Origin of the sequence: Clostridium sp. DFI.1.208 (genome assembly GCF_024463855.1) — a bacterium.
Taxonomy (GTDB): domain Bacteria; phylum Bacillota_I; class Bacilli_A; order Erysipelotrichales; family Erysipelotrichaceae; genus Clostridium_AQ.
This window is the reverse complement of sequence record NZ_JANGCA010000086.1, coordinates 1-12,080: the sequence shown is the minus strand read 5'-3', so window position 1 is coordinate 12,080 and position 12,080 is coordinate 1. Positions and strand designations below refer to the sequence as shown.

Sequence of the window (12,080 nt, the reverse complement as noted above, 5' to 3'; positions counted from 1 at the left end):
CTTTCTTCCTGTGTCTGCCCCGTTCTTAACGCTCACGAGCCTTGTAAGGCTCGTGGCTAAACGGAACAGCCCCAGTCAGAAACCTTATTTTCGGTCTGATAGTCCATGCTTATTCATGCTATCAAAGCGAAAATATATATTTTCTATGCTTACTCAAGCGTGTGATTGACCCTAGCGTGCTTAATCACTCTATCTGATACGATAATAACACCATTAGAATTACTTGTCAAGAAGTTTTTGTTGACTTTTCGATATATATTAAGTATGATATGCTTATAAATACCAATAAAAGCAACGAAAGGAGCGGTTATACTAAGTTATGGAGCATTACGAAAAGAAAATCAGTTTTTTAGGAGAAAACATACAGACCATAAGAAAACACAGAGGAATGAAACAACAGGAACTGGCGGACAAAATCGGTATCAATATGCAGAGCCTTTCCAAGATTGAAAGAGGACTAAATTATCCTTCTTTTGATACGCTGGAAAAGATTATGGATGTACTGGGTGTCACGCCGAATGAATTGTTGTCGGGAGAATGGAAGTATATCGACCACACCGAGCCATACATCATGGATATTATCAAGAGGGAACAGGATTTTAATGTTTCCCTGGACTATCTGTCTGAAAATGAATTTTTCGACAATGAACAGGAGTGCAGATTTTACAAGGTTACCAAACTCATGCAGTATATCCATAACTACATTACCAATGAGGTTGTGGAGTTGGAAGAACTTATGGAAATCAAGCAGTTGATACAGCGTCAGAAACTGGAGCGTATGATGAGAGTGCATAAGGAAATGCGAGGGTTAGACCGATACAGAGAACAGCCCAAAGAGTATAAATACCATGACCCTTATGATGACTGGATATTCCGTCAACTTGCGGACATGGATAACAGAAACAACATACCCGACACTTCGCCACAGTTAGATTTTGATAATATGGACTGTGAAGATTATCTGAAAGACAGGTGGAACAGAGGACTTTGATTTTCCTCCTTCATGGAAGATACCGCAAACAAAAAGCCCCGTAAAGAGTGCAAAGCACCACCTGTGGTGGCAAGGCTCTTGACAGGGCTTTTTCTTTCCTGTGCTGAATAATCAAGAGGAAGAAAGGTAAGATGTGCCTTTTGTAGAAAATGGCTGAAACAGTAGAATAATATTGCGATATTTAGGTGTGACAAAAATGTAAATAAATATTGACATCTTAGTTATAGTGGATTATTATTTAGTTAGATAACACTAACTAAAGGAGGAATTTAATTATGAAAAGCTCAAAAATAGCATCAAAAACAATAGGCATTAGCTTATCACTTCTGCTTGTTTTACAAGCTCCCATGACAGCTTTTGCTTCAGAACTATCAGACACAAACAATTCTGCCGAGACGGCCATTCAAATTGATAAAGTGGATGATAATACTTTTCTGGTAAATGAAGCAGATAGTAAAAATTGGGTCACAGTCAATGAAGCTGATGGCATCAGAACAATCAATATTTTAAATTCTGAAACAGGAATGACTGACTACATACAATATGATCAAAACGCCAATACTGTATACTCCTCTTTTACGGGCGAGACAATAGATTTGAGCGAACATCCTGAACTATCTCCAGAAGCTTCGTTTTATTCAGATAGATCAGAAAGCAGTTATGAAACAAAATATATTTCGTATGCACAAATCAAATCCATTGTTGGTGGTGCTGCTAGTGTTGCAGGTGTAATTGGAGCAATTCTATTTTTTGTGCCAGGGGCGCAAGGCATTGGAGGAGGAGCAAGTGCAATTAGTACAATTGTAGGAACAATCAATAGCCAAGTTGATGCAAGCAGTAATCACGGGATAAGACTAAAAATAAAAGTCACCAAGTATTACAGAACGCGCATGGGGCGCAGACAAGTATATAAAACCACGCGTACTATTGAATCTGCGTCATTGTATTAGATATGAAAAGAAGAAAAATAGATACATGGATTTTCTTTATTTGCATGCTGATTCTCATATTCCAAAATAATATTTTGCCAGACTCTCATGTTATTTTTACATGGTGTATCGTTTGTCTGGCATATATAGGAATTATCAGTGTTTTAACTTTTAACAAGCAGATAAAAAAGAAAAGTAAGGTAGTTTTGATTAGCTTATTTTTAATTTCTTTAGCATTAAATTTATATTTTCTACTATAAAGACACCATTTAGGTGTCTTTTATCGTCATTTCCATTGTCATATCAAAGCTCATTCAATCGTGGTAAAATCGTGGTAAAACTATTGTTTGTCTATACTTCAAAACGTTCGAAAGTGTAGTGTTTATGCAGATAATCGAAAATTAGATACAAAATTTATGTGAAACATTAATTCTAATTCGTTTTTCAATTCATCTTTATCGGAGGCCGCAATACGTATTCTCCTATAATACACATCATTAATGGGACTGAAAACTTCTCCAGGAAAAAATATGAAACCACCACTTTGTGCTTTGATGCGATCATTAGAATAGCTGTGTGAGAATACCTTGAAATTCTTGAAATAAGATTTTGTTGATTTTGAGTTTAAAACGTCATCATAAAAATCTTCTATATAATTTGAATGTGGAGAATAATATTCAGGGAAGCAAAATATATAGATATAACCATCAGTTTTTGCATCACTTATATGATCATATAAACATGCGAAATACAACGCTACTGCTGAATTAAAGGTGATATCTAGCATTCTACTTATGGAAACATAATGTTGCGTTTCTATAGCTTTATCAATATTCCTTTTCCTATAATCAATTAATTCGTAATCACAAATTAGTTCAAAAAGATGCTTTTCTTTTGCCACTAATGTTGCATCTCTAAAGATTGAAGGCATTAATTTTGTGTCACCATAATCTTTCGGTTCTCCTCTAAATGCGATTAATGGATTTGTATACTGTTTACATGCATATAGATTTCTCATTTCTTGTGTTGCTTCGAAAATTACATTCAGATAATTAATTATATTCTTATTCATGATGTCCCCCTCTATATGTTTCTTTTGTTTAAATAAATTATATTTGAAATTTATACAAATAGCAATGTTTGTAACAAGTAATCATAAAGTTCATGAAAAATGATTAAAAACCTTATTTAAATGCATATTTCAAATAAAATAATAGTTTTTTTATTGACGATGTAAAAATTATATTTAAATAATAAAATACAAGAGAAGCTGTCACTAAACCTTTTACTTCTTAGTAACAGCTCTTTTCACTATTCACTTTTCAAATCACCCGCTGCCCGTATCTTCAGCCTGCTTGTATTCCCCGGATAATACGCCAATGGTACATCCTCCATATCGATAATTTGTACTGTCTCTCGAATTGCTCCAGCCTCAACAGCCAAATCAACCGCTTCAGCCTTCGCCTTTTCAATTGCTTCCTCACGAGGCACCTCATCATATGAAACCAACTGCTCCCATGTTCCGCTAACCTTTGAAATGGCAGCACCAATCGCATTTGCCACTCCAAAATGCTCTGGCTTCGCCTCCAGCCTGCAACCAGCCAGCTGCTTTGGCACAATCACGGATCCACCGCCTACCAGCACCAAATCCACGTCCTGGCTGCTGATTTTCATGCGGTCAATGCTATCCTCCAGCATCTCCCGGATAACCGCCATCGCTCTTTTCGCAAACGCCATATCAATATCCTTAGTCAAGGCTGCATCTCCAACATCTGCCATACCTAAACGAACAGCAATATCCGTCGCAGTAATCGTATCACCACCAAAGACCTTTGCTTTTTTCCGAATAGCATAACCAACGCTTTCTGGGCCAACCTGCACTTCTCCATTGACTTCGCGAACAATACTGCCACCGCCAAGGCCAATGGAAATCACATCCGGCATTCTGAAATTGGTCCGAACACCACCAATACTCACCGCGACACTGCTCTCTCTTGGAAATCCGTTCTGAATAACGCCGATATCCGTTGTTGTTCCACCCAGATCTGCCACAATTGCATTTTGCAAGCCGCTCAAATACGCAGCTCCGCGAATTGAATTTGTCGGACCACAGGCAATCGTCAATATCGGATACTTCTTTGCATATTCCATCGTCATCAGTGTTCCATCATTCTGACTCAGATAAATACTGGCATTTGTCACCTGCTCCTCCTGCAAGCTCTTCGCGAACCCATCGGTAAACGAACGTGCAACCTCGTACAACCCTGCATTCAGAATCGTCGCATTCTCGCGCTCAATAAAGCTTAGGGAACCAATCTCGCTGGACTTTGATACAATGATATCCTTCCCGAGAATTTCCTTTGCGATATCTGCACATATATCCTCATGCTCTCTTCTGACAGGGGAGAAAATGCAGGAAATGGCGATGGAAGAAACAGACCCCTTTATCCGTTGAAAAAAGCTACGAATTGCTTCTGTATCCAATGGAGCTATTTCCTTACCATCATATTCATATCCACCAGCAACACTTTCCTGTGCCACAACAAATCCTTTCAATTCCTGCGGCCAGTCAATCATCGGAGCAATCCCAAGCATCGCCGGCGCTCCTAGTCGAAGCAGTGCCACCGGTGCGAGCTTTTTACGCTCAACAATGGCATTCGTACACTGTGTGGTGCCAAGCATTGCCTGCGTAATGCTGCCTCTATCAATATCTGTATCCTTCAGTATTTCATGAATAGCTTCTGTGATTCCGCTGTAAATATCCAGACTGGTTGCGACCTTTAAGCTCTTTACAACCTGTAAATCACTGTTAATCAATACCGCATCTGTATTGGTACCACCGACATCAATTCCAAGCTTAAACATTATGCATTCTCCTTTCCCGCCCGTATTTCCACTGGGATATACTCTGTATCACATCCGAAATACTGCGGTCCGACCAGCTCCAGTCCCTTTTTCGTACGCCAGATTTCATGACAGGCAATTCCACAGACAAGTACGCGCTTTCCATACTTTAAGCCATCAGTCGTAACAGGTAGAAACGTCTCACTATCTACGATGGTGATCAAATCCGGTACTGTGGCCCGTATTACGCCATCTACCACACAGATTAGATTCTCGTTTTGATACTCAATATATGCCTGCTTTCCCTTTTCCTCACCAATGCCTTCCAAAAGAACCTTACCGAAATTGAATGCACCACGTGTTTCTCTTCGCACATCTGCAATTTTTCCCTTAAACAGGTAATAGCCTTCCGTCTCACGAAGAAAGCGTTCCTGCGGATTTTCCTCATATTCCTTGATGGTATGAATGCATTTGCCAAGTATCGCTGATTTTGAAACGATGTTTTTCACACCATATTCCTTTAATGTCTTCCCATCCAACGGATATAAGGAAACCGTAACAGAGCCGCCGCAGCTCATCGTGACGCTTCTAGCCAGCTCCTCCGTCCACTGATTGGTAATCGTTTCAAATATACACGTATTTCCTTTTTCATCTGTCAACGCCATCGGTGTAGCCTTGGCTCCACCAATGGTAAAGGATACCATCTGTAGCTCCGGGAACGCTCTTCCCATACCGTCACAATCTACCAGCGGTAATCCCAGACGTGCTGCTGCAGCGATTGGAAGCATGGAATTCACACCTCCTGCTTCCATCGGCATGATTGCAAAAATCTCTTGATTGAAATACCGTGACATCATATCGTAAACCGTTTGATATTCATTCCCGCTGATTCCCTTTTCACAAAGAATCGTAGGAGCCCCCATCATGGCTATTGGAATTACCAGAGCATCATCCGAAACCTCCATAGGATCAATCAGCTTCACCTCTCCACATTCTGTTACGGCATTCATGGCAATCAGCTTACCAATATAAGGATCACCGCCTCCTCCAGCTCCAAGTAAGGCAGCGCCTGTTGCAATGTCTTCTATTTCTTTTAAACCTATCGTTTTCATGAAATCACTCCATTCTGATTTTGAAACCAGTATACCGTATGCAGGGAGCGTTTGTAACTGGCGCAAAGGCAGAAAAAAAAGAGTAGTTTTTGTCCATTTGGACAATGACTACTCCCGATGATTCAGAATACGATACAGAGCACATGCCTGATATAGGAACGCACTATCCGGCATGGCGGTTATAGGAGAGTGCAGCAGCTGTTTCAAATGGCGTATTCTATACTTTATTGTATTTTTATGAAGGAATAACAGCTCGGCAGTCCTCTGCATACTCATATCTGCATCCAGAAGGTACACACATAATGTCTGTAGCAGCTCCTCCTGCTGCACGCTGTCCATATTGTGCATTGTCAAAACAGACATAATTTCCTGTACCTTTTCCTCGCCAAGACCAATCAACCGCTGACACTCCCTTGCATACTGTATCTTCTGTAGTGGCAGCCAATGCTGGTACGGGTATACGATTCTTGCGGCATCTATAAAATCACAAATAGCGATATAGGCGCTACGAACCTGTGCCGTATTCTCCAAATGTGTGCTTCCACAGATGATGGTAGAAAAATCCCGAGCGTTTAATTCCTCGATTAAAATAGAGGGAATCAGCACCTCATTCTCTGCAATCTGCTCTTCACCGGCAAACATCAATACGTAGGCATCCTTTCTGGCAATCATTAACGTATGATAATGCTCCTTTAAAATCACCTCGCAGCAATTCTGTAGTTTTTGCAACCAGTCATCGGAAATTAAAGATTGCTTTGCGGCAGTTACCATATACATGCAATGAATACTGGAAACATTGACATGAAGCATATCCGCAAGCCTTCGCATCTTTACCGGCTCATCATTCAGAATCGCAGCTATTAACTGATCGGTCTGTATATTGCCATGCTCCTGACTCCATATGGTTACGAAGAGCTGCACAACCTCCTGTGCCTGCTTTATACTTGTATCTGGAAGTACCGTATGTTCACGAATCAACAGCATGCGCATATCCTGTGTTTCATGCTTAATATAGCTGCTGTATATCTGATAATGAGATTCCGACAACCTAGCTGCGGCCATATGGCTGTTTGATAACAGGGATAAAATTTCTTTGGTATCCAGCTGTAATCCGCGAGGCCATGCCGCTTCATGAAGCACACCACCCCGATGGTCCAGAAGCAGCACCGTACATCGAAGGCGGTCACTCAGCATCCGCAGCAGAGTATCCATGCTTCTTTGATGTGCCGGCAGCTGTGCAATCGTATCCAGCATATCACTGACGAAATATTGATTGATCATCTGATCCTGCAGGATTTTCTCACTGACCTCCATGATCACTTCACTGTAGCGCAGTGTATCCTGTTTTAATGGCATGCAAATGATAGGAAATCCATGGGTATCCGCATACTCCAGCATATCCGGCTGCAGTTCCTTTAGATAAATTCCAACATAATACAGTATCAAAGCGGCCTCACCGCCTTCGCATAGCTTTTTAACGACACTTAGCTGCGCCTGTGGGTCATCCTTGATACAGATCAGCGCACTGATGACAACCTCACCACCCTCAAAAGGCAGCGGATAAAACAATTCATCCTTTAATGCTTGTGCATTTGCATACTCCAAAACAGAAATCGATGCAACAGCTTTATTCATGCCCTTCGCACCTGCGACAACACAGGCATCACGAAGAGAGGGAAGCTTTACTAAATCCGCAATAGTTACACTCATGAGATCACCTCCATTATATGTATAGAATAAGTATACTCCATATTATACAGGCAGGCATACACACTTTACATGCTTATCTGAATACTTTCCCTTCAAAAGACTCTCTTTCTGTCTGAGCAGTATCATCATATCCATGGTATTATGAATGCATTATCGTTATAATCCTACAATAGCCATAGCAGCTCATTTATATATGAAACCGGCTTGCATTATCGTACAGACAGCAGTAGGAAAAACCGATTTTACGTGCCAGGTATACTGCCGGGTATTTGTATAGCTAATGTTTTATAAAAAAATACAAAAGTATGATTGTAAGCGTTATAATAAAATATATAGGGAAGGAGGGAAGAGGTTTGTAATTTACTCATAGTCTAGGAGGGTGAAAAAATGAGAAAATTATTAGCGTTCGCAACATTCGCATTGGTTCTTGTATTACCGACATCTGCCTCTATTCAGGCACATCCGGGAAGAACAGACAGCAATGGCTGCCACACATGTCGTACAAACTGTGAAAAATGGGGATTGGCTTATGGCGAATATCACTGTCATAATGGAGGAGGTGCAAGCTCCTCAGGAGGGACAACAGCACCATCAACAAATAATTCTGTGACACCGTCTCCAAGCACACCACAACCGATTCAAGAGGCAGAACCAAAAGTTGAAGTTCCTGTACAGCCAAAAATTGATTATGCAAAAGAAGGGACTACGGATGGATATTCCTTCAAAATTACGAATCCGGATAAAACACTGGAAGATGCAGATTACGCATACTCAAAGGAAGAATACAAAGCAGCCTTTAAAAAATCCTATGAAAAAGCAGAAACAGAGCTTATGGACAACACGGCTTCACTGGCAGAGAAAAACGGTAAAAGAGATGCTTTGGAAAAGGAAGCATATCAGCTGAAAAAACTGCCATCTAAAATTATAGAAAGTAAATATATAGAATATTATAAAACAGCCTTTGACGAAGCAGAACAGCACGTGAAAACAACTCTGCAGGACACGGCGAAGAAGCATGCGTATGAATATGTATATAATGATAAAAGCACTTCCGATGTTGAGGATTATGGCTTGGAAAAATTTAAAACTACATATAAGGAAGCATACGACACATCCGTTAAGAGCTATGAAAAGGAAAAACAGCAATTGCTTCAGCTTGCGAAAGACAATGGAAAAGAGGACGGAGAAGAAGGGGAGGAACAGAATCTTGACTTTCTTGATGCTGTAAAGGATACTGCTTTTTATCCGGCTGCAAAAGAAGCCTATGTAAAGGCATATGAAGAAAACAAAAAAGAGGGCAGTCTGCTTATAGGGATGGCTGCGACAGCAGCTCTTATACTGGGAGTGTGTCTGCTTATTAAAAAACTGCGGAATCGAAAAAGGGCATAAACCAGCAAGACTTTGAACAAGAATATAGGTAAAGAGCCCCTATGCTGGCATGGGTTATGTTAAAATAATAAATTGAAAGAAGAAAGGAATATGACAGTCTTACGAATCTCGTAAGCTATGGTGATACAAAGGACATACTATGAATTATTTACATAAGAAGGATACAAAAAAATTGACAAGGCTTCGTGAGGAATATATGAAATTTGTTTATAAAAAGCATGTATACAGTGTATTGCTCATGCAGGAACCCAATAAGCATCAGAAGATGAACCAGGCATTAACCTATATCGGATCACATCCGCAATGTCTTGAAGAATTTCTCGCCAGCCGAAAGTGGAATGAAAGTGACAGAAGTATACTGAGGGATTGGAAGCAAGAGCACTATGGTGAATATCGTATTGTAGATGTTACACCTGACTATATCGAATTGTACGATGAAGATAAGGACAACTTGTATCGGATGAAAGTCATCGGTATATATCTTCTTAATGATTTACAGAATGTATTACCTGAGCATCGCTGGAAGGGATCCTTTTTTCAATTCCGAAATGAATTTGTTTTAGATTCTGTTGCGGAAATTCTTATGAAACAGGACGTTACGCTGGAAGAAGCAGAAGATTTTTATGAGTATATAGTACGGCTTAGAAATACGAAGGGCGCATATATCAATGATCATGATATAAAATATGATCCTATACCGGAACGTATCCAGCATGATAATTTTTCAGAGCTTATGCATGACTTTATCGCCCCGATGGGCAATGCGAATAATTTATGTTTTCAAGAGTTTAGCGCAGTTATCAAGCTGGCATCCTTGGGATGGAATCTGGCTCAAGTCGGTGAGACAGTCTTACAAAAGGAATTGGCACAGCTGGATCAGGATGCCTTGGACATTGTTGGATTTTTCCGGCGTAGAAAAAACCAATATTTTAAAGAAAACAAAACTTTGATTCAATCGGCAGAGGCATATGATGAAAATGAAGGCTTTGAATTGCGGCTTGTCGTGGGGAATATGGAGGATCTGATTCTTAAACAGCCTGCAGATTGAGATGTAAACTGTTATTAAAAAGCAGCTGAATCAAAGAGGCTATGCAACAGGAGAGGACTACTCATACAAATGGGATGGCTGGGAGAAGTATTTGTATATTGAAGAAAGGGACAGGTGCCGTATCTTGAAAAGGTTTGCGGTACGAAATTATCCAAGCTCAGCTATTTTAGGAAGCAGCATTCTGTATTTGCCTCAGGAAAGGGCTGTCAGATTCCGTCTGGAAACCACTCGTTTTGTAACTATTATTTTGTGCGAATGGGACGGCATATAAAGCACATGAAGGGAGAGCAGCTATGATAGAGGAAGCATTTGCTCAATATCTTTTACAGGATACAGGATTTCAGCGTGTGATAGACCTGTGGATTCGTCAATATCAGAAGCTGCAGCATTTTGGCGGTACGGTACGTATCAAAGATCCTGAGGATGATGAGCGTGAGGCAATCGGTGGATTCCTTGGAAAGGATTACTGGGGAGTCTGTGATATCTCCATACCTTATTCTATCTGGAAAAAGGGGATCGAGGATAGCCGTTTTGCAGGAAGCGACTTCCTTCGTGTTCTTGAAATTTATAAAGGGGAGCACATACTGACGAATAAGAAACAAAGAGAAATAAAAGCTCACAAGGAACAGCAGGATATCCTGTCCTTGAAAAAATGCTATGAAAACACAAAAGCCGGAGAATGGCTGACCTGGATGCAAAAAACAAATCATAAAAGCTATGCGAATATCCGCCAGCTGTTGAACAATAATAAACAGCAGACCGTGTGTTATATCATGGAAGCGATGAACCAGCTGCCAGTCTGGAGGCAGGAAATTGAAACCATAGCAGTATTCGCTTCTACGATATCTCAGGATCCACACTTCTTTGATAAAGGCATTGAGAATACCATGCTGTTTCAGGGGATTTGTTATATCTTTGGAGTTGAAGAACAGGAGATCAGCCTGGCTGAGAAAAATAAGCTGTATTATGATGCCGGCTTATTAAAAGACGATTTGTCCAACATATGTATGATTGCACATCTGAATGCAATCGACAGGAATGAAACCATACATAAGGGATGGGAAGCGTTTTTTGAACGTTATGAGGGCTGGACAGTATCACTGTATAATCTACAGCAGATTAAAAGAATATCAGAGGATATAAAGGCGGTTTATATTGTAGAGAATCCATCGGTATTCCGCTCTCTGTTTCTGCACGGAAAGAAACTTGGGAAGAAGCATATCGGTTTTGTATGTACAAACGGTCAGCTAAATCTATGCGGCTATGTATTGCTGGATTTCATACAGAAGAGTAAAATCCCTATGTATTATGCCGGAGACTTCGATCCGGAAGGGGTACTGATAGCAGATAAGTTGAAGCAGCGATATAAAGACGATCTATATCTATGGAAAAGTACAGTGGAGGAATATCATATGATTATGTCGACCTCACCAATTAGTGAAAAGCGTCTTTTGTCTTTGCAAAACTGCAGGACGAAGGAATTACAGGCACTTTGCAGAGAGCTTGAAAAGCATGCATATAGTGGTTATCAGGAAGCTCTGCTGCCGTTATATCTTGAAGAAATAGAGAATGCATAGAAACCTGGGAGCTTATGCTTAGGATTTTTCTTACGTAATTTAAACGAAGGATTGAGATAGCTCCTGCTTGTTCAGAATTCGTAAGGCATAGATTTGAACATGGAGGCTCCCTGTCTGTGTATACATGTGCTATCCTTATATATAAATAAAGCGTTCTCGAGATAGTAAAAACAATAATAAATAAAAAAGTGAAAAAAGTGAAAAAAGTTGTTGACACAAGGGTTTATTCGTTGTATTATATACGAGCGCTGATGAGAAACAGCGGCGCACGAAATAGAAATTTCGGTCTTTGAAAACTGAACAGGAAACGTCAATTATTTGAGAAAACAATATTCTCGGAAATAACGATAACTAAATGAAATTCAAACGCAAGTCATGCGTTAGAGCTAAATCAAATGGAGAGTTTGATCCTGGCTCAGGATGAACGCTGGCGGCATGCCTAATACATGCAAGTCGAACGAAGTCTTCAGGAAGCTTGCT

The 12,080-nt window shown here is 40.2% G+C and carries 9 protein-coding genes and 1 rRNA gene; 6 read left to right on the top strand and 4 right to left on the bottom strand.

The genetic code is table 11. From position 1 onward, the window contains the following. Positions 1 to 319: 319 nt before the first annotated feature. Entirely contained in the window at positions 320 to 991 is a 672-nt protein-coding gene (locus NE665_RS22225; RefSeq protein ID WP_117445034.1) for a helix-turn-helix transcriptional regulator, read from the top strand. A 275-nt stretch (positions 992 to 1,266) separates the two neighbouring features. After that, positions 1,267 to 1,941, top strand: a complete 675-nt coding sequence (locus NE665_RS22220) for a hypothetical protein (protein WP_002610253.1) — start codon at positions 1,267 to 1,269, stop codon at positions 1,939 to 1,941. A gap of 361 nt (positions 1,942 to 2,302) precedes the next feature. On the opposite strand, the gene NE665_RS22215 is transcribed toward NE665_RS22220, so the two are convergent. From NE665_RS22215 to NE665_RS22200, 4 genes are all read right to left on the bottom strand, one after another. Further along, positions 2,303 to 2,992: an FRG domain-containing protein gene (locus NE665_RS22215; protein WP_117445002.1), complete on the bottom strand. Its 690-nt coding sequence runs from the start codon at positions 2,990 to 2,992 to the stop codon at positions 2,303 to 2,305. A gap of 239 nt (positions 2,993 to 3,231) precedes the next feature. Next, positions 3,232 to 4,785 (bottom strand): hydantoinase/oxoprolinase family protein, encoded by a 1,554-nt coding sequence (locus NE665_RS22210; RefSeq protein ID WP_117445001.1) that lies wholly within the window; start codon positions 4,783 to 4,785, stop codon positions 3,232 to 3,234. Beyond that, positions 4,785 to 5,876, bottom strand: a complete 1,092-nt coding sequence (locus NE665_RS22205) for a DUF917 domain-containing protein (protein WP_117445000.1) — start codon at positions 5,874 to 5,876, stop codon at positions 4,785 to 4,787. Before NE665_RS22205 ends, NE665_RS22210 begins: the two co-directional genes overlap by 1 nt. Before the next feature lie 108 nt (positions 5,877 to 5,984). Further along, positions 5,985 to 7,586 (bottom strand): PucR family transcriptional regulator, encoded by a 1,602-nt coding sequence (locus tag NE665_RS22200; RefSeq protein ID WP_117444999.1) that lies wholly within the window; start codon positions 7,584 to 7,586, stop codon positions 5,985 to 5,987. 387 nt (positions 7,587 to 7,973) lie between these two features. On the opposite strand from NE665_RS22200, the gene NE665_RS22195 reads away from it, so the two are divergent. The 4 genes from NE665_RS22195 to NE665_RS22180 form a co-directional block, all read left to right on the top strand. After that, a complete protein-coding gene (locus NE665_RS22195) occupies positions 7,974 to 8,975 on the top strand; it encodes a YHYH domain-containing protein (RefSeq protein ID WP_117444998.1) in 1,002 nt (333 codons plus the stop codon). 196 nt (positions 8,976 to 9,171) lie between these two features. Beyond that, positions 9,172 to 10,023, top strand: a complete 852-nt coding sequence (locus NE665_RS22190) for a hypothetical protein (protein WP_233104831.1) — start codon at positions 9,172 to 9,174, stop codon at positions 10,021 to 10,023. Between the two features lie 293 nt (positions 10,024 to 10,316). Next, positions 10,317 to 11,600 carry a TIGR02679 domain-containing protein gene (locus NE665_RS22185; RefSeq protein ID WP_117444995.1) on the top strand — a complete coding sequence of 428 codons (1,284 nt, stop codon included), beginning with the start codon at positions 10,317 to 10,319 and terminating at the stop codon, positions 11,598 to 11,600. A 392-nt stretch (positions 11,601 to 11,992) separates the two neighbouring features. Beyond that, positions 11,993 to 12,080: ribosomal RNA gene (locus NE665_RS22180) — 16S ribosomal RNA — on the top strand; the annotation flags it as partial.